Raw genomic sequence first — 22,192 nt, forward strand, 5'->3', positions numbered from 1 at the left:
GTTATAAGTTTTTAAAATATTTTTTTAATAGTTCATCATTGACCTCCGCAGGCGTAAAAACCTCCAAAATCTGAGGTTGTACTGAGGTGGCATAAAAATCGTTCAGCACCTCTTCCAAACCTTCTTTGGTACTGGCACTACGGTAGCCAAAGCCATAGGTCATTGCCAAATGTTCAGCAGTCAATGAATGCGGTGTTTCAAAGTATTCCAAGGCATTGGTCTTTTTCGGACCGGGAATAATTTTAAAGATTCCTCCTCCCGAATTATTGAGGATTACGATTCTAAAACTCGCTGGAATGTATTGATTCCAAAGGGCATTACTATCGTAGTAAAAACTCACATCTCCAGTAATTAATACGGTTGGTCGGTCAGAGGCTACTGCTGCTCCAACCGCTGTAGAGGTACTTCCGTCAATTCCACTAGTTCCTCTATTACAAAAAACGGTAAGCGTATCGTCTAATGAAAACAATTGCGCGTAGCGTATAGAAGAGCTGTTGCTAATTTGTAACTGCACCTCCTTGGGTAACGAAGATAAAAGCTCTTGAAACACCCATAAATCGCTAAAAGGAACTTCCGCCATATAACGTTTGTGCTGCAAAATGCGTCGAGCCTTTTCCGCTAACCAAGTTTGTTGATACGATCCTTCCATCACTAGAGATACTCCACCTAGTAATTTCGGAAAAAATTCCCATGGATGCTCTGCTATGTGCTGTGTTAAACAAAAGTAGGTATCCAAAGCATTTAAGGCATCAATATGCCAGTGTAATTTGGGCTTATAAGCTCTTAAAAACTGTTTAATCCTCTTAGAAACGACAAGACCTCCCATCGTAACTAACAGATCGGGTTGCAGGGCTTTAAAAGCCTCCTCATCTAATGGAGTTATCAGTTGATCAATACTATTGATAGTCCCATCAGCCGCAATATTTGAGGTCGTCTCGGTCATGATCAGTACGGAAGGGTCCTTCTTTAACTCGTCAATTACGCGCTGGAATTCTGCAGAGGGATCATGGACACCAATGAGTACCAGTTTCTTTTTTGACGAAGTCCATACAGACGCTACCTCCTCCCAATCAATAAGCTCTTGGCGAGTCTCTTGATCACGAGTTTCCACGTTTTGGGCTACCGTTGCCATGACCTCAGTATCTATTGCAGGTACCGTCGTATACAAAGGCTCATCAAAAGGCACGTTGATGTGAACGGGACCTCGCTGCTCTTTAGCAATTCTCAGTACGCTCATCACTTTTTGTGCATTCGCTTCATCCGTACCTTCTCCTTCCTCCAAATTTGCTTCTGCTAAAATGTGGTTTGCGAAGACCCCTTTTTGACGAATGGTTTGTCCATCTCCTCTATCGATGAGATGTGCTGGTCGGTCAGCAGAAATCACCACCAAAGGGATTTTACTGTAAAAAGCTTCGGCAACTGCGGGGTAATAATTTAACAAGGCTGAACCAGAAGTACAAACTAATGCAACAGTACGTTGCTGTTGTTGCGCGATTCCCAAGGCGAAAAATGCGGCACAGCGTTCATCGACCACACTGTACGCTTGAATGTCAGGATGGTTGTGAAAGCCCACTGTTAACGGGGCATTTCTAGAGCCTGGAGAAATTACGACCTCGGCAATGCCACGTTGTTGGCAAGCCGCAATTACGATTTGTGCTAAAGGTTTTTCTGGATACATTTCTTCTGTTTACAAAGGTACGAACTTCCTCGTTTAAAACCGACTGTTTACAAGGACAAAAAAGTCAGAGGTTCCAATCATTACATTGGAATTCCCTCTGACTTTAAATTTATTTGATTTGGAAAAACTAGTTTCCTTTTTTGTAGTCTGCTAAGAATTTTTCTAACCCAATATCCGTTAATGGGTGCTTTAACAATCCTGAAATAGCGCTTAATGGTCCAGTCATAACATCTGCTCCAATTTTCGCACAATCGATAACGTGCATCGTGTGACGAACAGAAGCTGCTAAAATCTCAGTATCAAAAAGGTAATTATCATAGATTTGACGGATTTCAGAAATTAAATTCAATCCATCTGTTGAAATATCATCCAAACGTCCGATAAATGGAGACACGTAAGTAGCTCCAGCTTTTGCAGCTAATAAAGCTTGTCCTGCAGAGAATACTAAGGTTACGTTAGTTTTGATTCCTTTATCCGAAAAGTACTTACAAGCTTTCACTCCATCAGCAATCATTGGTAACTTCACAACGATTTGAGGATGTAAGGCAGCGAGCTCTTCTCCTTCCTTTACCATACCTTCAAAATCAGTAGCAATTACCTCAGCAGAAACGTCACCTTCTACAATTTCGCAAATTGCTTTGTAGTGATTTTTAATATTCTCTTCTCCTGTAATTCCTTCCTTAGCCATCAATGATGGGTTGGTAGTTACTCCATCCAAAATTCCTAAAGCTTGCGCTTCTCTAATTTGATCTAGGTTGGCCGTGTCTATAAAAAACTTCATATATATTATTAATTAAGTTGTGTTCAGATTTATCTATTTTTCAAGTGGCAAAGATACTCAGCTAAAATCAATTACTTTAGGTATTTTAAAAGAATAATCGATATTTTTTTTACGGAGTTCCTCTATGACGAGACTATAAGTTATAGTGGTTCATCAGGAGTTTTTCGTATAGGCGGTCAGGTAATATTCTCTTGAGCACAATGGAGAACTTTTCCATAAACCCACCAACCTTGTAGTGAATTTTCCCTGATTTTTTGGTAATCACCTCGTGAATCGCAGCTGCCATCATTTTCGGGTCAGCTCCCTCATCGACATGAGCATCCATCAAATCCAAATTTTCGCGATATACCTTTTTATAAGCCGAATCTTCAAAAACAGGGGTATGATAACGTCCAGCCGCAATATTTGTAGCGAAATCACCTGGTGCAACCGAAACCACGCGAATGCCAAATGGTTTCACTTCCATACTCAGTGCTTCAGTGACCAATTCAAAAGCGCCTTTACTCGCTGAGTAAATACCTCGAAAGGGCAATCCCATATATCCCGCTATTGAGGTCACGTTGACCACGACCCCACTTCCTTGTTTTCTCATTGCAGGAAGTACCGCCTTTATTACGTCGATAGCACCGAAAAAATTCGTTTCAAAATTAGATCGCATCTCATCCGTTGGCGTATCTTCAATGGGTCCGGTAATTCCTTTCCCAGCGTTGTTCACTAGCACGTCTATGCGTCCTTCTTTGGCTATCACTTCGGCTACAGCGGTAGTTATCGTCTCTTTTTTAGTTACGTCTAGTGCAACCATGGCAAAAGGAAACTCCCCTCCTTTTGGATTTCTACTCGTTCCGTAAACGACGTAAGATTTTTCGTGTAGATAGCTCGCTATAGCACGTCCTATTCCAGACGATGCTCCGGTGATTAATACAACTTTTGACATCTTTCTAATTTTCAGCAAATATCTAAAAGATAAAGTCAATATAAAAGACTAATTAAAAACTTATATTAGCTGCGAAATACTAAGACTATGATCAAAAAACTCATTGCTGCACTGTTACTTACAAGTTCCGTACAGTTCAGCGCAGCGCAAACATCACTCTTTGACCATCAAACGAAATTCACAAGACAAGACAGTTTACGAGGGTCTATTACCCCGCAACGCGCTTGGTGGGATTTACAATTTTACCATTTAGACATTCGCGTCGATCCTGACACCAAATTTATCATTGGAAAAAATGACATCCGATACGAAGTACTGAAACCTCATCAAGTACTTCAGGTAGATTTACAGCCTCCCCTAAAAATTACGAAGGCAGAACAGAACGGGAAAACACTCGAAGTGATTTCAGAAGGAAATGCTCATTTTATCCAATTACTCGCTCCTCAAAAAAAAGGAACGACTCAAACCGTAACTGTTCATTACCAAGGACATCCTAAAGAAGCCAAACGCGCACCATGGGACGGTGGATTCTCTTGGAAAAAAGACGAAAATGGGCAACACTTTGTAGCCACTTCTTGCCAAGGTTTGGGTGCCAGTGTTTGGTGGCCCAATAAAGACCACATGTACGATGAAGTAGATAGTATGGCCATCAGCGTACGTGTGCCGAACCCTTTGATTAATGTATCAAACGGACGTCTAAAGAAGGTAACCCCTCATAAAGACAATACCACAACCTACCACTGGTATGTTAAAAACCCTATCAACAACTACGGGGTCAACGTCAACATCGGTGATTACATCAACTTTTCAGAAAAATACCAAGGTGAAGGCGGTGTATTAGACATGGACTACTACGTACTACGCCATCATTTAGACAAAGCGAAAAAACAGTTTACCGACGCTCCTAAAATGATGAAAGCCTTTGAACACTGGTTTGGGAAGTACCCTTTTTACGAAGACAGTTTTAAACTGGTAGAAGTGCCTTACTTAGGTATGGAACACCAAAGTTCCGTTACCTATGGCAATCAATTTAAAAAGGGATATCTCGGAAACGATTTGTCGGGAACAGGATGGGGATTAAAGTTTGACTTTATCATTATTCACGAGGCCGGACACGAATGGTTTGCCAACAACATCACCAACAAAGACATCGCGGACATGTGGGTACACGAAAGTTTTACCGCCTATTCAGAAAGCTTGTTTCTCGATTATTACTACGGAAAAAAAGCGGCTTCAGAATACGTTATTGGAACCCGTGCAAGTATCCGAAATGACATTCCTATCATTGGTCAGTACCACGTAAACCACGAAGGTTCAGGCGACATGTATTACAAAGGAGCGAACATGCTACACACCATCCGAACACTCCTCAATGATGACGACCAATGGCGCAAAACACTAAGAGGGTTGAACAAGACGTTCTTCCACAAAACCGTTACGACCAAAGAAGTGGAAAACTACCTTATCAAACAAACCGGGCTTCCTCTTGAAAAAGTTTTTGACCAGTATTTGAGAACCGTCAAAATCCCAATATTAGAATATAAAATTTCAGGAAAAGAACTCGAGTATCGCTGGACTAATGTCGTTGATGGCTTTACCATGCCAGTAAGCCTCAACGTTGCGGGCAAAAACCTCGCTATACATCCCACAGCGACATGGCAAAAACTCCGTCATCACAGCCCTTTGAAAAAGGTTAGCGTAGACCCTAACTACTACGTTCGATCAAAAAGAATAAATTAAATCACTGTATATGTAATATTTATAGGTTTTAGCATACCAATAAGTAAAAAGACTTTAGTATGAAAAACTTTTACTACAAATTACAGTACTACTTCGGCATCCCTTTACTAGCTTTTGGACTTTTCATAGCTTGTAAAGGGGAAGCCAAAGAAACAGAGCAAGTTGGTGATTTTAAGATCGAATTACTCTTCGAAAAAGACGGATGTAAAATGTACCGGTTTAAAGATGGCAAACGCTATGTTTATTGGAGCGATTGCCGAGGTACCACTTCGTACGAAATTACTTCCTTAAAAGGCAAGTCTTCTGGAAATCAAATGAGCATCACTACTGCCCCACCAAACCTTAAGTAACTAGCGACGAATCCATTTTCAGTATTTTTCTTACATTTAAAAGCTGCTTCGGCAGTACAAACAACTAATCGATACTAACTATGGACAGAAAAAATTTTCTTAAGTCAATTCTGGGGGCTTCTGCCTTCGTATCCCTTCCGCTAAACAGCTATGGGTTTTCACAAGAGCTGTTAAGCGAAAGTATGAACAGCGTGGAACAGACTACTACTGGAGCACTCTTCGGGTTTGCTGATGCCCCGATAAAAAAGGTACGAGTCGGAATTATCGGACTTGGTAATCGCGGAACAACCCTGTTACAAATGTTTGAATGGCTTATTAAAAATGGGCATTGCGAAATTGCAGGACTCTCGGATCTCCAAGAAGCCAAGGTTGCTAAAGCGGCCGAACAATTGGCTCAATGGCAATCGAAAAAACCCACGCGTTACCACGGAAAAAAGGAGGCTTGGCAGCAACTCGCCGCTCAAGACAATATAGATTTGTTACTCATTGCCACCCCATGGGAGTTACACACCCCAATGTGTGTTTACGGTATGAATAATGGCAAACACGTGGCCTGTGAAGTCCCCGTCGCCTACACCTTAAGTGATTGTTGGAAACTCGTAAAAACTGCCGAAAAGACCAAACGACACTGTATCATGATTGAAAACTGTTGCTATAATGAAGAAGAGCTCTTTGTTTTAAACATGATTGAAAACGGCGTCTTTGGAGACATCACCCATACAGAAGGTGCCTATTTACACGACTTAAGGGCCCATATGCTCAGCAATGAGTATTACGAAGATCAGTGGAGAATAAAACACCATATACACCGAGATGGAAACTTTTACACCACCCACGGTCTAGGCCCTATTAGCTTTTATCTGGGCTTGGGCAGAGGAGACACTCTCGATCATTTGACATCGATGAGTTCGAGAGAACGCAATTTAAGCGACACAGCTAAACGCTTAAACAGCCCTTATACCTCGTTTAAGTGCGGCGACATGAATACAACACTGTTAAAAACGGCAAATGGCAAATCTATCATGTTGCAATTTGACGTTCATACGGGACGCCCATACTCACGTATCAACAAAGTGGTTGGCACCAAAGCTACCCACGACGGATATCCTAGTAGGCTGTATATAGACAAAGAAGAATTGGCTTATTGGGGCCATCAATGGTTATCTGAGGAAGCTTACCAACAGTACAAGGCGAAATACACGCATCCTATGATTTCAAAACTCAAAACCATTAGCCAGCAGTTTAAACAAGGCCACGGTGGGATGGATTTTGTTATGATGTACCGTCTCATCCGCTGTTTGAACCTGGGACTCCCTTTAGATATCAACGTGTACGACAGTGTTTTGTGGAGTGCTGTTACTCCGCTATCAGAACTCTCTGTGGCCGCAAACAGTCAGTCCATACCAATTCCTGATTTCACCAATGGGCAATGGAAAAAACAACGCTCCTTAGAAATTATGAGAACCTTATAAAAGCAATTATGGCATTAACATTAATCGTACTGGCAGCCGGTATGGGCAGTCGTTTCGGAGGCTTAAAGCAGTTGAGCCCTGTAAACAGTTATGACGAAACCATTATCGACTATTCAGTATACGACGCTAAAAGAGCCGGATTTACTAAAGTGGTTTTCGTTATTCGAGAGGAACTCGATGAAGCCTTTAAATCCAAAATAACCTATAAATACAAAAACCAAATCGAAACCGCTTTTGTGTATCAAGACACAGCAACACTTCCGGTACCTGCTTCTCACTACCCCGATCGGACAAAACCCTGGGGTACTGGCCATGCCATCTGGTCGTGCAGAAAAGTAGTTTCTAACAACTTTGCCGTTATCAATGCCGATGATTTTTACGGATTCGAATCCTTCCAAATATTGGCCAACTTTTTAAGAAAAATTCCACCTACTCAATTGGACACTCAAGCCATGGTCGGATTTGAACTTAAAAACACCTTATCGTCAAACGGAAGTGTATCGAGAGGAATCTGTATTCAAGATAAAAACGGCGTATTGAGTTCCATCACGGAACGCACAAATATCGAAAGGATAGACAAGCGCATTGTTTACCGAGAAGATAGTAATCTCATTGAACTCCCATCCGAGGCCATCGCCTCGATGAATATGTTCGGATTAACTCCGGCTACTTTTGAGGCCTTTGAAAAAGACCTCGTAACGTTTTTAACTCATTCAGGAAACTCACTTACTCGCGAATTTTACCTACCTAGTGTCATGAATAATTTAATCAAAGGGCAACACTGTAACATTCACGTGCTCCCCACAAAATCCCGTTGGTTCGGAATGACGTATAAAGAAGACGCAAAAACAGTTAAATCTACCATCGATACTCTGACAGCAGCAGGTACCTACCCATCAAAACTCTGGCAACGCTAATGGAGGTAGCAGATATCACAGCATTTTTTGAACTCAAAGGAAGGTTTGTAACGGCAACCCCTATTACAACGGGGCATATCAATTCGACGTATAAGGTACAAACCACCCAAGCCAATTACATCTTACAAAAAATCAATTCGGAAATTTTTCAAGATATCGAGGCTCTTACCAGCAATGTATTGCGAATCACCAAACACCTCGCTCAAAAAGCTTCAGAAACATCCAATTTTACCTTGCGTGCACTTCTCACCAAAGATCAGCTCGGTTATCACAAAACTGCCGATGGTAGTTACTGGAGAATGTTTGACTACCTCAACAATTCGGTGAGTTATGAAGTACTAGAGCATCGTGAACAAGCTCAAATTTTAGGAAAGGCCTTTGCCACCTATCAAAAACAGTTATTAGATTTACCTGCTCCTCAACTTCAAGAAACGTTGAAAGACTTCCACAACACCCCGCTTCGAACCACACAATTGCGCGAAGCAATCCAATACGACCTCAGCGGACGTAAGAGATTTGCTCAGAATGAAATTCACGCACTGCTCAAACTTGCACCAGAAATGGAAATCATCAGTTCATGGGGAGCTAAAAACAAAATTCCATTACGAAGTATCCATCAAGATGCAAAACTCAGTAATATTTTATTTCACAACGCAACTGCTGAGTACTGTATCATCGATTTAGACACGACCATGCCTGGCTATCTCTGCTACGATTTTGGCGACGCGGTGCGTACTGGTATGAATACCGCTGCAGAAGATGAGCAAAACCTGACCGTCGTTGCACTAGACCTGGCCTTATTTAAGGAATTTACTCATGGTTATGCTTCAGTGGCCAAAGACTTCATTACCAAAAATGAAATAGACAGCTTGCTTCTCGGAGTTAAAACCATTACCTACGAACAGGCCATTCGTTTTTTAACCGATTTCCTCAACGGTGATCGCTATTACCGCGTTGACTATGCAGAGCATAACCTCGTTCGAACTCGTGTACAACTCAAATTTTTACAAATCATTCTGCATCGTTACGACGAATTGGCTAGTGTCATTCAGCAGGCATTTTACAAATAAAAAAGAGGCTATAAAAAGCCTCTTTTTTTACTTTGTCACCTTGCATTTTTTCATCACTTCCAAGGCTCGTTCTTTACCCCACTTCGGATAAAACTGAACAACCTTTTCCGTATCAAATAACGTTAATGCCTTTTCGACATCCTTGCAATAAGGAGTAATGGGCTGTCCAAAAAACTGAGCACTTCCCATATCCCACTCTGCCTTTCCTAACAATACTCTCGGATTTTCAGGTGCCAATTTCAGGGCTTCTTCATACAGTTTGGTATTTTTTGCCGACAACAACATCCCATAGCGCTGTCCGTCAAAGGCGATATAGGCAGTATGCAACAGGGCCTGCGTTATTAATATTTCTGGATTATTCTCTGAGTTGGCACTGGCCATATCCAAAAAGCGCTGGGCCTTCTTTAGTTTAGCTTCTAAAACTGCCTCGTCTTTAACTCCGAAGCTCGTAATAATTTCTATGGTTGCGACATAGAACGGTGGTAACCAATTGTCTTTTTCTACCTTCGCTATTCGTTCAAAGAGCTGGGCTGCTTCGGTTGTTTTGTTAGCCCCCCACAATTCCATTGCCTTTGACATTCCCTTTTCGTACTGAGACTGCCCCATCATCAAGGTAGTACAACTCAGCAACATCCATACTAATATTTTTTTCATAATTGTTTAGTTTTATTCGTTTATCGTTATTGTTAGTGATCGGTTTTCATTCAATGTAAATTTGGCGTCCTTGTATTTTGGAGGGCCCATAAACCCTTTCGTATCATTTGAAACGCCTATGGGTTCTTTTGGAATCCCCCAAAAATTCGTATCCAACTGCTTATTGTCATTCAGATCGTAAAAACACGAAATGGCATAGACACCAGCGGGAAGTTCCAATACTGTTGAAGCCTTTAAATTTTCAACCTTTACCACCATTCCCTTTATTCGCTTCTTTAAAAAATCTGCTTCGTTGTCATACACGGCGACATACAACTGATGTTGATCCGTTTTCATTCCTGTAAACCCAACGTTTATTGTAAATTTCTCTTGAGCTTTTGAAGCCCACACCCCGCCAAAAAACACAAAGGCTAATAGGGTAAATTGTAGTATCGTTTTCATTTTTTTTCGTTTTGTTATTCAAATATCATCGATTTAGCGAAGGAGCTAAAAAAGAACTTACCGAACTGTAACATTTTAGAGCTGAATTGCAGTTTCTTACAAATTGTCTAATTGATTCGACTTCCCATCATCGCTAATAGTCCAGAAAAACCCTACAAAGAAAAACCTATCAGCCGCCGGAGTAATGGCTTGCCTATCGAAAACTCCTTGCGTATTAACCTGATTTTTATAATTGTAGCCAAACACATTTTGAGTTCCAAGTACATTATTCACCGAGAAGTACAAGATTTTTTGCTGACTGATGAGATAAGCCCAGTTAAGACTTACAGAATTGTAATTAATAGTTTTCGCATTTAAAAACCCTGACTGATTCGGATTGGTATAGGGGCGTCCAGAAGCAAAATTGTAACTCATTCCCACCTGACTTTTCCAATCTTTGATAAAGTGCTTTACAACGAGTGACAAATTATGCGCAGCTGCAAAGCTCGGAGTTGCTTTTACCGGATAATTTTTATAATCTCTTTCAGTATCTAAATACGAATATGACATCCAATACTCCGTATTTTTTATAGTTTTTCCATCTCTCCAAAAAACATCCACTCCTCGGGCAAAACCACTTCCAGTATTGGAGAAATTAGCATAGGGTACCGGTGTTTGCGTATCGAACTTTACCAAGTCATCGTAATTCTTCACATAACCTTCCACTCTGAAAATCTGACGGTCTTTTACATACTGATAATTCGCTATCCAGTGGGTTGCATTTTCAGCCTTCAACTGAGTTGAAAATTTTAAATACTCGTTTTTAGGATTTTGAAAAAACTTCCCATAAGCCAGTGACACCTGGGCATGGTCACTCGTTTTGTAGGCCAGTGATACTCTGGGTGACAGCGTTGATTGCTCCAACAAGCCTGAACGTTCAAATCGCAGTCCAACTTTTGATGCTAACTTCTTAGAAAAATGGATATCCATCTCGGTAAAGGCACTGGTAATATCATTGCTAAAACGAGTATCAAATGTTTGGGTTGTTGACGAAAAGTCTTCCTTAAAATCAGAACGCAAATATTCGGTACCGAAGCGCAATTTCAAACGTGAATTGAATCTTTTTTCCAACTTGACCTTTGCGTGAACGGCGTGCTCCGTGTCTTTGATATCATTTTCCAATACACCTATTGACGATCTATCATTGGTATAACTCAATCCTCCTGAGATTTTCCAATTTCCACCCAAGCGTTGTCTGTACGATCCGTTAAAGTACAGGTTGTTGTTTTTCAAGGCAAAATTGAACCCTTGAGGTAGGTTGATATCCTCTTGAATCATGTCAAACTGGGTATGGCTGAAAGCCCCGTACAGTTTGAGCAGCCCATCCGAATTGGTACGGTAGCGGTATACCATTTCTCCATTTGCTGCCTGGATGGGTTTGTTCCATTGATTTCTGTCAGGATACAAAGCCAAATACGGTGCTAAGTTGATATAAGACGTATTGATGCTAAACGAATTCTTCCCCCATATTTGCGTATTTCCAACACCGGCTCCTACCGTCATCAAGGAAACATCTGTCTTCTCCTGATCGGGTTCGTCAATCGTATTCATGGTTAACACTCCAGACAATGCTTGCCCGTACTCTGCTGAGTACCCTCCTGTAGAAAAGGCAAAACCTTTAAACAAGAACGGTGAAAATCGTCCACGAGTCGGAATGTTTCGAGCGGCCGGAGCATAGGGAGTAAACACGCGAATACCGTCAATAAAAATCTGAGTTTCTTCCGCCTCTCCTCCTCTTACAAAGAGTCGTCCATCTTCGTCAACGGTTGTGGTACCTGGTAAGGTTTGAATGGCTCCTACAAAATCACCCAGCGCACTAGCAGTCGTCACGACATCCAAAGGTTTTAAGGCCGTTACTTTCGCATTATCACCCGCTTCAAACGAACCTGCATTGATGGTCACTGCATCGAGTGTATTGACATCTTCACGCAACTTTACCGTTAGCTGTGACATGCTTCCAACCTTGGCATTCAACACAAAAGGTTCAAAAGAGATAAAAGAAACGACTAAGCTTTGCTCTCCTTTCGCCGTGGTGGTAAAGCTGAAGTTTCCTTGATGGTCAGACGAGGTTCCGTCGTAGGTTCCTTCTAAATACACGTTTGCTCCTTCAATAGGCTGGTTACTGCGGTCCGTAACCTTTCCGGAAATTACCGTTTGGCCAAAGACCAATGCGTTTATAAAAACGAGTGCTATAAAACTTAAATACTTTTTCATGATGATTGTAATCGATAATTGGTTTGTTCGTGTCAAAAGTCCTAAGCTTCTAGGGTATTTAATAAAAAGAAATACCGAACTGTCAATTTTCCGAGACGAATTGTTTTTCAAAATTAAGGGGCAAAGAGGCCGAAGAAGGCTACATTTCTTGCGATAATGTTTACAAATCTTGCTAAAAATCGTACCTTTACCACAACTATTAAAACACGAATGGCACACGATTTAAGTGACTATAGAAAGTCGTATGAAAAGCAGGAATTGTTAGAAAAGCACTGTCCTGAAAACCCAATCGAACTATTTAGAGATTGGTTTATGCTTGCCGATGCCACAGACAATGTAGTTGAAGCGAACGCCATGTCTGTCGCCACCATAGGTAAAGATGGATTTCCAAAAACACGTGTAGTACTGCTCAAGAAATACACGTGGGAAGGTTTTATTTTTTACACCAATTACCAATCTGAAAAAGGAAAGGCTATCGCGGAAAACAACGCCGTTTGTTTGTCTTTCTTTTGGCCTTCCTTAGAACAGCAAATCATCATTAAAGGTCGAGCGGAAAAATTAAGCGAAAACTTATCCGACGGTTATTTTGACTCACGTCCCGACGGGAGTAAACTCGGTGCATGGGCTTCTGAGCAAAGCCAGGTCGTGCCCTCGAGAGACGCCTTAGATCAGCGCTTACTCAGTTTTGAGCAACAATTTAAAGATACCGAAATTCCAAGGCCAGTGCATTGGGGTGGGTACTTAGTCAAACCTGAATCTGTTGAATTTTGGCAAGGACGTCCGAACAGAATGCACGATCGTATTCGCTATACGCTGAACGAGGATTTCACTTGGAATATTGAGCGCTTAGCTCCTTAATTTTTTTAGAATTATTACATCCATACATGAAAACACTTTACATTGTTAGACATGCAAAGTCGTCTTGGAGCTACGACAGCGTAAAAGATATAGACAGACCACTGAAGGAGCGCGGTATCAATGATGCGCACTTGCTGTCTAAAATATTGGCGAAGCGCATAGAAAAGCCAGATGTTTTTATTTCGAGCAGTGCTAATAGAGCTTTGCATACCAGTGTAATTTTTTGCGAGAACTTTGGCTACCCGCTTTCTACCTTGCAAATTAAAAAGCAACTGTACAGTTTTAGCGACGGCTATCTCGTAAAAACTGTCAAAGCTTTAGATGACAGTTTTAGCAGTGCTATAATTTTTAGTCACGATCACGGAATCAACACCTTTGTAAATAAATTTGGTAGTCAACCCATAGCTCACGTACCTACCTGCGGGGTTATCGGTATTCAATTTAGCGAGAAGCACTGGAAAAATATTAAGAAAGGAAATACTATCTTAGTGGAGTTTCCAAAACACCATAGATAAAACAACTTATTTTGAAAATAACGAAATACGGAGCCATCGATATCGGTTCAAATGCAGTACGATTATTAGTTTCAAATGTAATTGAAGACAAAGAAAAAGATCCTCAATTCAAAAAGTCATCCTTGGTACGTGTCCCAATTAGACTTGGTGCAGATGCTTTTGTATTGGGTGTTATCTCAGAAGAAAATATCAACCGAATGATCGACGCCATGCAGGCTTTCAAACTCATCATGAAAGTGCACGGTGTGAAGCGATATAAAGCCTGTGCTACTTCTGCCATGCGCGAAGCCAGTAACGGAAGTGACGTTGTAGCTCAAATCAAAGAGCAAACGGGTGTTGATATTGATATTATTGACGGAAAAAAGGAAGCTGCAATCATCTCTGCGACTGACCTCAACCAACTAATTGAAAGTGACAGTACCTACTTATACGTGGATGTAGGAGGTGGAAGTACCGAATTCACGCTTTTTTCTCACGGTAAAATCATTAACTCTAAGTCCTTCAAAATAGGAACTGTTCGTTTGATCAACAACAGCAAAGCTGAGAACAAGGCAAAATTTAAAAAAGTACAGCAATGGATTGAAGAAAACACCAAGCAGTACAAACGAATTGCTCTTATTGGATCAGGAGGAAATATCAACAAACTATTTAAAATGTCGGGCAGAGAACCCGGTAAACCGATATCTTATATTTACCTCAATGCTCAGTATCAATTTCTAAAAAAGATGTCTTACAAAGAACGGGTTTCAGAACTCGGTCTCAATCCTGATAGAGCAGACGTTATTGTTCCGGCTACAAAGATTTATCTTTCAGCCATGAAATGGAGTGGCGCACGTAAGATATTTGTCCCTAAAATTGGACTTTCTGATGGAATTATCAAAAGTTTATACCTCAATAAATTATAATATCTGTACTAGCTTGTGACTTTTTGATACCGAAGGGGTCAAAAGAATAGCTAGTTGGTTTTGCAATTATATTGCACAAAAAATTTCAGCAACCCTTAATAGACGTTTTTTATTAATGCTGCGCTGACCAAATAATTTGTTAATTACCAACTTACTACTTACTTCTAACAAAGTAATCAAAAGAAAACCGAGCAGTAGCTCGGTTTTTTAATACCTATTAAAAATTAGGGAAAACCCTGAGTCAACAAATAGGGATTATGAGTATTGTATTTCTCATAAAAACATCTTAAGTTTGGCATCCTTTTTACAGGATAACACCCTGTTTAACAAGCAAAAAACCTTGATTAAAATCAAAATTATATACTTACATTTACTCTAAATTAAATAAAAAATTAGAAGTAAATATGAAAAAACTTGTTACACTTTGGGTCCTTCTATTTGGTACAGTATTATTTGTTAATTGTACGGATAACTCTTTAGAAGAATTGAAAAATAATGAAAAACACAGCCATACAAAACAAGGATCAAGCGAATACATCGACCCAGGAGCTGACGGAAGCCTCGACGACGAAGAGGAAGAAGAAGACGGTACTGCCTACCCATAAAAAAGGATTATTTTTAGGCATGGTAGCTTTTTTTGTAGTTACCATGTCTTTGTTACATATTTTCTTTCCCCCTTTTTCTAACGAATATGTCGCTCATAGAAAAACCTACAAACCTATCATTAGAAAGCGAGATAGTACAAATTTAGCACTACTCGAACAGTTTACGGATAAAATAACAACACAGGCCAAAGATTCTGTAGTGACTGAGCTTTCCAAACAATTGATCCTCGAATACAAAAATCACTTAGACAAAGCCAACCTTCGCCTTCAGCAATACACCAAGATAAAAAATGAGCTCGTGCAAGCACAGTCCTTTCGCGGACGTTCTAGTTTTCGATTTTGGATTTTCATGTTTGGCCTAACGACGCTCAGCTTATTTTTTAGTTGTAAATCACTCTTTGACGATTTGTCAAAAGGAAGTTCCTACAGATTTCAATTGCTATCGCTCTCAGGAATTTTTGTAAGCCTGTTTTGGATTACACACCTCTTGTTTCAAACGGAAAAAGACTTTGAGCAAAACACCTATGTTTTTGCCATTCTCCTCGTTGCCCTGCTAGCGAGTATATTCACGTATTTCCTCATTAAGAACTACACCTACAAAGACGACATCATACTTCGACAGCTCTCCCTAATTGATCGAATAAAAACCATACACTACCCCAAGGTGGCTATTAAAGCCCTGTATTCTGAACGCAATGATAAAGCCATGCTTTCGACAGATACAGTACGTGAAAATGCCGACGCATTTGACGATGATATTGTTAACACCCTCAAGGAAATTTAAAATCATGAAATCCCTCATCCAATTTTTAAAGAAAATCCTTCGCAAAAAACGCTACTCTTCAAAAGAGCAATTAAAAAATCGCGAAAAAAGAACTATTATTGAAATTGCTAAAAAAGTAATTGAAGAAGAAAAGAAAACGAAGAAAATCAACGATCGGCTCGACCAAAAGATGAGCGAGTTTTTGACTAAAAAAAAAGCTTACCTTCTCAGTAAGCAGTCTTAAAATTGTTAACAATTTCACTCTTTTAGTAATTCTTCATAGCGGGCAATTTTATCATACATCTCTTCCATTACCCGTTGCTGTTTAAAATTTGAGAACAACGCTACTACTGCGTCTATTTTAGGCTCTCTTCTAAACACCTCTACATTGGCCAATATCAAGTCGAGCAACGGTTCTGGATAAACGCAGTCGCCTGCCAACAATTCTGCCTGTTCTAACTTCCCGTGAAACATACTCCCACGTCCAGTTAACAACCAGTTTGCATCCACATCGGGAAAACGCGCTACGATGGCTTGAACATGAGTTGCTGTCAGTACATTTTTCCCTTCAAAAACCTCAGCCAAACTCCCTTTTTCTTCTCTTAGTTCGGTCTCGAGCTCGGCTACGGTAATACTCTTTGCCGCAATAATTTCTTGAATTCTTTTGATCATAGTTGGTATTGGTATAAATAAAGCTCCCAAAAGATTGGGGTATCTAACAAAGATACTTATAATAACAGGGAAACACCTAAGAGTAAAACGAAAGATTATTGCAAATATTACCAAAAAACTCCTTCTTTCGAAGGAGTTTACTGTTTAATGTTTGATCGCTATTTTTTTGATGGATAATTGTTTTTGCATCCATAGTTGCAATTCCTTTTCTTTCTTTATCCTGTCTGCCTCAGTTACTTTTTTATTCCAAGTAACCTCGAGCTCTGGAATGGTATCCACCTTAATAAAATCATTCGTACTTAAGGCCTTTGCAAACTGAATAGAAGTCAATCCGTTGTAACGAATTTTTGCTTCTTTCATGAGGTCGTTAAATGGCACAGCATTTTTATCCCTTACCTGTGCATCTGCCTCTATGCGTTTTTGCAGTTGGTCGATCGTCCCTTCTAACTCCTCAATTTGTTTGTGTAATCCTTTGATGACATTGTCTTTTTCGTCCAATGCCACTATCGCTCTGTCGTAAGCATCTACCACTCTATCAACACTTCTCGCTTTATTTTCATTGATATGCAAAGCAAAAGCGTCAATCTTTGGATAGTTTTTGAGTTCATTCGATAAAAAACTCTTCGTAGCATCATCGACATCACCGTTAAAAAACAGACTGATTTTTTTATCATCCATCTCCATTTTTTCACGTTGTAACCACAAATTTGGATTGGACAATATTTTTTCTTTCAAATACTTCTTATAATTCGCTTTGGTGATACTCTCTTGATACACGTTAATAAAGGTAAAAACCGCAGGAATCATTACCAATATGGCCAACAGAGAAGCAAAACGTGCTATGCGCTTACGCTTTACGGAATTCACGTAGCGAATCATCGTAAACCCTAATAACTTCAAGACTAAAAATGTTGCTAGTGCAATAAAAATAGTATTGATGGTGAAGAGATACATCGCTCCTAAAAAGTAATTCCACTTTCCTATAGCTAGTCCATATCCAGCTGTACACAATGGTGGCATCAAGGCTGTGGCAATCGCCACTCCGAAAATTACTGATGCTATAGTTCCTTTTTTGGTACGGGCAATAATTAACGCCATTCCACCAACGAAAGCAATCAGTACATCTCGAATATCAGGTTTTACACGACCTAATAACTCTGAAGTCTCTTCCTTTAACGGAAACAATAAGAAAAATAAAAAGGCCGTTAGCAAACTCAAGACAATCATCGTTGCCAAATTAATTAGCGACTTTCGCAGGGTATCGATATCATTAATGGCTATAGACATTCCAATTCCCAAAATAGGTCCCATTAGTGGTGATATTAACATGGCACCAATAACTACAGCCGTAGAATTTGCATTTAGCCCAATAGAAGCGACAAAAATTGAACAGATTAAAATCCACGCAGTTGCTCCCTTAAAAGCGATATCTCCTTTAATTGCCTCTATAGTGGCCTCTTGATCTGTATCGTGTCTAAAATCTAAAAGTTCTACCAAAAATTTCTTAGAACTCTGAAACAATCCTTTTGCATCCTCTTGAACCGCTTGTTTCGATTGCTCTACCGACTCCTCATTCTTCAATTTTTCTTCCATATGTAGTGATTTTTTGTTACAGCTGGAAATATACAAAAATCTCTGCGAGAAGTGATGCTTGCCCCCAATGAAAAAACCCAAGAACGAGTCTTGGGTTTCTAGCTTTTAAGCAGTATTTAACTACAATTTCAATTGCTGTTTCATCGGTTTTGACAAGGCGTCTTTATGCATCAATACCGAAATTGTTTTTAATTTAAAATACGGTACAGACATGTAAATGTAACCGCCATTTCCTCGTGCCGATCCCCATGAGTTCTTCACTTTAAAGTACACCGTACCACGTTGATCTTTAACGATTCCAACGATATGCATCAAATGGTCATCTGTCGTGTGGAAGTTTTCAAATTCTGCTTGGCGTAATTCAGGTGTAATTGTACGTTCTTCCACTATTTCTTTCAGTCCCTTTTTTCCTTCTGATGAGCTCGCAGGAACAATCGCTACACCAGCTTTCGATGAGAACGTCTTTTCTGACACGTCACAATCCAACGCGATGGTATACCCGTTTTCCAAGGCTCTTTTCGTCGCAGCTACTAACTCATCAACAGAAACATTATAAAAAGATCCATTTGAAAAATTATCAGGAATGGAAAGGATAAACGATTTGTATAAAGGCTCATTCGCAAAAGAACTCAAAGTCACGTAGTTTTCTGGAACAATTTTTAAATGTTTCGCAAACGATTCAGGTGTGTATTCCTTACCTTGAAAAGTAAAATTCTTTGGATTTGCTCCTAAATAAACATCCAACACTTTTTGCACCGCCATTTTCCATTTTGGACTCAACGTTCTTGCTGGGTTCTTAATATAAGTATCGAGCATACTTTTTAATACAGCCACCATTTCGACGTGGTTGTGCACCTCTTGTCCCAAATCGAGCCCAGAAAACACCGTTCTCGGCACCAATCCGTAGTCTTCTACAGAATTAATAACATCATGGGCTAATCCTCCTTGACTAAACTGGGCTTTCCCTTGACGGTAAAGGTAATTGTAAGCCTTTTCAACATAGGTGTTTCTCACCGTGTACATTTCCGATAAATCCACGCGTTTTCCCGTAAGTCTAATGACCTCTGACTCCAAAAAAGAAGTTGTCGAGAAACTCCAACAAGTTCCTGTTTTACCTTGACTTTTTACCTCTGTACTTTCAATATCTACCACGGGGGTAAACTCGTATTTTTGCGCTTGCACCCCAAGGCTTAGCCCTAGCGCTAACAAGGCTCCTAAACACAATCGTTTCATAGTTATTCTTATTTTATTCGGACAAGGTACTACTTTCCCTCCCTTTTAAAAAAATAAACCCTACCAAAAATTTAGAAGTCGACGATCACACCAATCCTAGGAATTGCCCTTCCCGAGGTACTCCCAACTTCTTCTAATAGATAACGCGACGCGTCATTAGGATCAGTTAAACGCACGCCATTAGCATCTTCTTGAGGTAACAAAAACGGTTGTCTATCAGCGGTACTGGCATATACATTCTGTACATCTACATATAAGTTAATCGCCATATTTTTTAGGTACCATACTTTATCCACACGAATATCTAACTGGGTATAAGTACCGAAACGAGCCGAATTCAAACGAGCGAAATCTAATATTCCTCCATTGCTGATATTGTAATTTGCTTTCACTGCTGAAACATCGTAGTTATATGGAGTATACGGGCGGCCACCTACCAAACGGAATTTGGTTCCTACCTCCCAATTCTTTGCTAGCTTTTTCCCTGCTGTGATGGTCAATAAATGCCTGTTGTCCCAAGTAGAAGGAATATAAGCACCTAGGCGATTTTGAAACTCACTTCTTACAAATGTATAGGCGGCAATACCATACACACCTCCATAAGATTTTTTTTGCGCCAGAATTTCGAAACCATAGGCTCTTCCTTTAGAATTCGAAACGACTTCTTCATTTCCGACCACACCGAAATCTGCACCTAAATTGGCCAAACTGATTTGGTCACGAACCGAAAATGGGTAGTCGCGATAACTCTTGTGAAATCCTTCCAAACTCAGCTTGGTAGTCTCGTCTGGTCGGTACTCAAAACCACTCACAAAATGTTCAGAAGTAATGTACTTTACGCCTTTTTTGTTTACCAACACATTGTTGGTATCGCGGTACCCTAAAATTGTATAGGACGGTAACTGTTTGTATATGGCCCACGAATTATTCCACGACAACTTATCACTCAAAGCAAAAGTGGTAGCAATCCTCGGAGAAAACTGATTCCATAAATTTTTCATATGATCGTTATAATCGATACCGTCGAATCGAAATCCAAGGGATACTCCTAACCTCTTTTGAAACAAAGAAGTCGAATATTGCCCGAACAACCCGTATTTGACAAAATCAACAGTCGAGAAAAAGTTGCGTTCTGCAATACTCTGGGTGTTCACTATTTTCTGAAAGGTAGCATTGGTGTATTTCGCCAATTCGAGGTTAAACCCTAAATTCAACGTATGCCCCTTCATTTTCATCGTATTTTCAAAACGAAGTTTATTCTCGATTTCCTTCGAATTGTAATCTAATAATAAGTTTTCACGACGCTCTTGCTCGTCGTTCATAAAGTACTTAACCGCTTTGTTCTTCCACTCATTTCTACTAAACACCAATTGCTGAGTTGCGTTTTCACCAAAGTGCTTGTACGAAAGACCAACGGTATAATTCCATTGGCTGTTTACAGGCACCGTATTTAAAATCACCTGATTTCTCTTCAGCGTTTCTTCGTCGGTAACGCCATCGTTCACCTCCTTGTTAATTTTAAAATCATCAATGGCACCCAGCCCAATAAACGACAATTCACTGCGCTCGCTTAGTTTGGTTTTTACATTGAACTGAAAATCGTTATAGGTAGGTAAAAAAGGAAGCTTTATCAGTTTAAACAAAAACTGCAAATACGATTGCCTTACCGAGACGATATAGGTCGTATTTTTACCGATCGGACCGTCCATGGTAATCCCCGCATCAGAAGTACCGAGGGTAGCTCTTACATTTAAGCGATTCGGGTTTCCGGTTTTTTGCGTAAACTCTATAATGGAACTCAAGGTATTCCCTCTATTTGCTGGGAAGGCCCCGGCGTAAAAGTCAACCTTGCGAATTAAATCTGTATTCATGATTCCCACCGGACCTCCGGTTGCTCCTTGCGTTTGAAAATGATTAATCACCGGCACCTCTATTCCATCTACATAGAACTTATTTTCGGAGGTTGCTCCACCTCTAATAATGATATCATTTCTAAAGCCTGGATTTGACGCTACTCCAGGAAACGATTGAATAACTCGTAAAACATCGCGATTTCCCCCTGGGTTGCGTTCGATCTCTGCAACTCCTAATGACTGCAAAGACAAGGGACTCTCCAAAGATTTCTTAAACAACTTTGAACGCACTTCTACTTCCGCTAACTGGGTTTGATCTTCCGACAATTCCAACACGACAAACGGAACTTTTTCCTTGGTCACCAAATAATCGTCAGAAACTACCGTTTTATAACCGAGAAAAGATGCTTGAATTCGCAGGTAGCCCAGCGGTGCATTTTTAATCTCAAAACTTCCATCTTCTGCAGTGGTCGCCCCTCGGGTCGTCCCCACTATGGTCACATTTACAAAGGGTAACACCTCTCTGCTTTTTGCATCAATTACTTTTCCTTTTACAACTCCTGACTCCTGAGCCATACTTAAAGTAAACTGAAACAGTAATATACATATAGTTACTAATCTCATCTTTCGTTAATTTACACAAATATACGTTTTGTTTAACGAAAAAATAAAAAAACTAAACATTAATAAACTGTTAAGTCCCGGCTATTCAACATTATTTTTGGACTATTTACACAAAAGTCATTGGAAAATTCAATTAATTTTCTACTACGAAAATTGCAGTAAAAAGACAAACCTCCAATCCCCTAGTTTCTCTACCTCACAACCCCTATCCCCTACCCTCCCTACCCCTTAGTTTTACTAGGGATACACCGCATAGAACAACTAGGAAATCTCCTTATTTT

At 40.1% G+C, this 22,192-nt stretch carries 20 protein-coding genes; 10 read left to right on the forward strand and 10 right to left on the reverse strand.

Annotation, left to right across the window (positions count from 1 at the left end; all coding sequences use genetic code 11):
* Nucleotide 1: 1 nt before the first annotated feature.
* The 3 genes from menD to ACXAG7_RS08360 form a co-directional block, all read right to left on the reverse strand.
* Complete coding sequence (gene menD, locus ACXAG7_RS08350) at nucleotides 2-1,678, reverse strand: 2-succinyl-5-enolpyruvyl-6-hydroxy-3-cyclohexene-1-carboxylic-acid synthase (RefSeq protein WP_476666580.1); 1,677 nt, start codon at nucleotides 1,676-1,678, stop codon at nucleotides 2-4.
* 127 nt (nucleotides 1,679-1,805) lie between these two features.
* Entirely contained in the window at nucleotides 1,806-2,459 is a 654-nt protein-coding gene (gene fsa, locus ACXAG7_RS08355) for a fructose-6-phosphate aldolase (RefSeq protein WP_408044853.1), read from the reverse strand.
* Between the two features lie 133 nt (nucleotides 2,460-2,592).
* Entirely contained in the window at nucleotides 2,593-3,393 is an 801-nt protein-coding gene (locus tag ACXAG7_RS08360) for an SDR family oxidoreductase (protein WP_408044854.1), read from the reverse strand.
* 87 nt (nucleotides 3,394-3,480) lie between these two features.
* On the opposite strand from ACXAG7_RS08360, the gene ACXAG7_RS08365 reads away from it, so the two are divergent.
* From ACXAG7_RS08365 to ACXAG7_RS08385, 5 genes are all read left to right on the forward strand, one after another.
* Nucleotides 3,481-5,133: a M1 family metallopeptidase gene (locus ACXAG7_RS08365; RefSeq protein ID WP_476666581.1), complete on the forward strand. Its 1,653-nt coding sequence runs from the start codon at nucleotides 3,481-3,483 to the stop codon at nucleotides 5,131-5,133.
* Between the two features lie 59 nt (nucleotides 5,134-5,192).
* On the forward strand, nucleotides 5,193-5,483 hold the full coding sequence (locus tag ACXAG7_RS08370) for a DUF4884 domain-containing protein (RefSeq protein WP_408044856.1): 291 nt from the start codon (nucleotides 5,193-5,195) through the stop codon (nucleotides 5,481-5,483).
* 80 nt (nucleotides 5,484-5,563) lie between these two features.
* Nucleotides 5,564-6,955: a Gfo/Idh/MocA family protein gene (locus tag ACXAG7_RS08375; RefSeq protein ID WP_408044857.1), complete on the forward strand. Its 1,392-nt coding sequence runs from the start codon at nucleotides 5,564-5,566 to the stop codon at nucleotides 6,953-6,955.
* An 8-nt stretch (nucleotides 6,956-6,963) separates the two neighbouring features.
* Nucleotides 6,964-7,872 (forward strand): nucleotidyltransferase family protein, encoded by a 909-nt coding sequence (locus ACXAG7_RS08380; protein ID WP_476666582.1) that lies wholly within the window; start codon nucleotides 6,964-6,966, stop codon nucleotides 7,870-7,872.
* Nucleotides 7,872-8,942: a phosphotransferase enzyme family protein gene (locus tag ACXAG7_RS08385; RefSeq protein WP_476666583.1), complete on the forward strand. Its 1,071-nt coding sequence runs from the start codon at nucleotides 7,872-7,874 to the stop codon at nucleotides 8,940-8,942. The genes ACXAG7_RS08380 and ACXAG7_RS08385 overlap by 1 nt, the downstream gene beginning before the upstream one ends.
* A gap of 27 nt (nucleotides 8,943-8,969) precedes the next feature.
* Here ACXAG7_RS08385 and ACXAG7_RS08390 read toward each other — a convergent pair whose 3' ends face one another.
* From ACXAG7_RS08390 to ACXAG7_RS08400, 3 genes are all read right to left on the reverse strand, one after another.
* Entirely contained in the window at nucleotides 8,970-9,596 is a 627-nt protein-coding gene (locus tag ACXAG7_RS08390) for a tetratricopeptide repeat protein (RefSeq protein WP_408044860.1), read from the reverse strand.
* 12 nt (nucleotides 9,597-9,608) lie between these two features.
* Nucleotides 9,609-10,037, reverse strand: coding sequence for a DUF2141 domain-containing protein (locus ACXAG7_RS08395; protein ID WP_476666584.1), 429 nt, complete (start codon nucleotides 10,035-10,037; stop codon nucleotides 9,609-9,611).
* Between the two features lie 96 nt (nucleotides 10,038-10,133).
* Nucleotides 10,134-12,290, reverse strand: coding sequence for a TonB-dependent receptor (locus ACXAG7_RS08400; RefSeq protein WP_408044862.1), 2,157 nt, complete (start codon nucleotides 12,288-12,290; stop codon nucleotides 10,134-10,136).
* Between the two features lie 210 nt (nucleotides 12,291-12,500).
* On the opposite strand from ACXAG7_RS08400, the gene pdxH reads away from it, so the two are divergent.
* The 5 genes from pdxH (at nucleotide 12,501) to ACXAG7_RS08425 (ending at nucleotide 16,180) form a co-directional block, all read left to right on the forward strand.
* Entirely contained in the window at nucleotides 12,501-13,148 is a 648-nt protein-coding gene (gene pdxH, locus ACXAG7_RS08405) for a pyridoxamine 5'-phosphate oxidase (RefSeq protein ID WP_408044863.1), read from the forward strand.
* 26 nt (nucleotides 13,149-13,174) lie between these two features.
* A complete protein-coding gene (locus ACXAG7_RS08410; protein ID WP_408044864.1) occupies nucleotides 13,175-13,663 on the forward strand; it encodes a SixA phosphatase family protein in 489 nt (162 codons plus the stop codon).
* An 8-nt stretch (nucleotides 13,664-13,671) separates the two neighbouring features.
* A complete protein-coding gene (locus ACXAG7_RS08415; RefSeq protein WP_408045231.1) occupies nucleotides 13,672-14,568 on the forward strand; it encodes a Ppx/GppA phosphatase family protein in 897 nt (298 codons plus the stop codon).
* 495 nt (nucleotides 14,569-15,063) lie between these two features.
* Nucleotides 15,064-15,957 carry a hypothetical protein gene (locus tag ACXAG7_RS08420; protein ID WP_408044865.1) on the forward strand — a complete coding sequence of 298 codons (894 nt, stop codon included), beginning with the start codon at nucleotides 15,064-15,066 and terminating at the stop codon, nucleotides 15,955-15,957.
* A gap of 4 nt (nucleotides 15,958-15,961) precedes the next feature.
* A complete protein-coding gene (locus ACXAG7_RS08425) occupies nucleotides 15,962-16,180 on the forward strand; it encodes a hypothetical protein (protein ID WP_408044866.1) in 219 nt (72 codons plus the stop codon).
* Nucleotides 16,181-16,194: 14 nt separating this feature from the next.
* Here ACXAG7_RS08425 and ACXAG7_RS08430 read toward each other — a convergent pair whose 3' ends face one another.
* From ACXAG7_RS08430 to ACXAG7_RS08445, 4 genes are all read right to left on the reverse strand, one after another.
* Nucleotides 16,195-16,608 (reverse strand): hypothetical protein, encoded by a 414-nt coding sequence (locus ACXAG7_RS08430; RefSeq protein ID WP_408044867.1) that lies wholly within the window; start codon nucleotides 16,606-16,608, stop codon nucleotides 16,195-16,197.
* A gap of 144 nt (nucleotides 16,609-16,752) precedes the next feature.
* Nucleotides 16,753-18,201 carry a DUF389 domain-containing protein gene (locus ACXAG7_RS08435; RefSeq protein WP_408044868.1) on the reverse strand — a complete coding sequence of 483 codons (1,449 nt, stop codon included), beginning with the start codon at nucleotides 18,199-18,201 and terminating at the stop codon, nucleotides 16,753-16,755.
* Nucleotides 18,202-18,321: 120 nt separating this feature from the next.
* Nucleotides 18,322-19,434 carry a C1 family peptidase gene (locus tag ACXAG7_RS08440; RefSeq protein WP_476666585.1) on the reverse strand — a complete coding sequence of 371 codons (1,113 nt, stop codon included), beginning with the start codon at nucleotides 19,432-19,434 and terminating at the stop codon, nucleotides 18,322-18,324.
* 71 nt (nucleotides 19,435-19,505) lie between these two features.
* Nucleotides 19,506-21,911, reverse strand: coding sequence for a TonB-dependent receptor (locus ACXAG7_RS08445; protein WP_408044870.1), 2,406 nt, complete (start codon nucleotides 21,909-21,911; stop codon nucleotides 19,506-19,508).
* Nucleotides 21,912-22,192 lie beyond the last annotated feature (281 nt).

The organism is Tenacibaculum sp. AWR4_210 (assembly GCF_056160945.1).

Coding starts and splice junctions, on each gene's coding strand:
- menD (WP_476666580.1), bottom strand. CDS start 1,678: ATGTATCCAGAAAAACCTTTAGCACAAATCGTAATTGCGGCTTGCCAA.
- fsa (WP_408044853.1), bottom strand. CDS start 2,459: ATGAAGTTTTTTATAGACACGGCCAACCTAGATCAAATTAGAGAAGCG.
- ACXAG7_RS08360 (WP_408044854.1), bottom strand. CDS start 3,393: ATGTCAAAAGTTGTATTAATCACCGGAGCATCGTCTGGAATAGGACGT.
- ACXAG7_RS08365 (WP_476666581.1), top strand. CDS start 3,481: ATGATCAAAAAACTCATTGCTGCACTGTTACTTACAAGTTCCGTACAG.
- ACXAG7_RS08370 (WP_408044856.1), top strand. CDS start 5,193: ATGAAAAACTTTTACTACAAATTACAGTACTACTTCGGCATCCCTTTA.
- ACXAG7_RS08375 (WP_408044857.1), top strand. CDS start 5,564: ATGGACAGAAAAAATTTTCTTAAGTCAATTCTGGGGGCTTCTGCCTTC.
- ACXAG7_RS08380 (WP_476666582.1), top strand. CDS start 6,964: ATGGCATTAACATTAATCGTACTGGCAGCCGGTATGGGCAGTCGTTTC.
- ACXAG7_RS08385 (WP_476666583.1), top strand. CDS start 7,872: ATGGAGGTAGCAGATATCACAGCATTTTTTGAACTCAAAGGAAGGTTT.
- ACXAG7_RS08390 (WP_408044860.1), bottom strand. CDS start 9,596: ATGAAAAAAATATTAGTATGGATGTTGCTGAGTTGTACTACCTTGATG.
- ACXAG7_RS08395 (WP_476666584.1), bottom strand. CDS start 10,037: ATGAAAACGATACTACAATTTACCCTATTAGCCTTTGTGTTTTTTGGC.
- ACXAG7_RS08400 (WP_408044862.1), bottom strand. CDS start 12,290: ATGAAAAAGTATTTAAGTTTTATAGCACTCGTTTTTATAAACGCATTG.
- pdxH (WP_408044863.1), top strand. CDS start 12,501: ATGGCACACGATTTAAGTGACTATAGAAAGTCGTATGAAAAGCAGGAA.
- ACXAG7_RS08410 (WP_408044864.1), top strand. CDS start 13,175: ATGAAAACACTTTACATTGTTAGACATGCAAAGTCGTCTTGGAGCTAC.
- ACXAG7_RS08420 (WP_408044865.1), top strand. CDS start 15,064: ATGAAAAACACAGCCATACAAAACAAGGATCAAGCGAATACATCGACC.
- ACXAG7_RS08425 (WP_408044866.1), top strand. CDS start 15,962: ATGAAATCCCTCATCCAATTTTTAAAGAAAATCCTTCGCAAAAAACGC.
- ACXAG7_RS08430 (WP_408044867.1), bottom strand. CDS start 16,608: ATGATCAAAAGAATTCAAGAAATTATTGCGGCAAAGAGTATTACCGTA.
- ACXAG7_RS08435 (WP_408044868.1), bottom strand. CDS start 18,201: ATGGAAGAAAAATTGAAGAATGAGGAGTCGGTAGAGCAATCGAAACAA.
- ACXAG7_RS08440 (WP_476666585.1), bottom strand. CDS start 19,434: ATGAAACGATTGTGTTTAGGAGCCTTGTTAGCGCTAGGGCTAAGCCTT.
- ACXAG7_RS08445 (WP_408044870.1), bottom strand. CDS start 21,911: ATGAGATTAGTAACTATATGTATATTACTGTTTCAGTTTACTTTAAGT.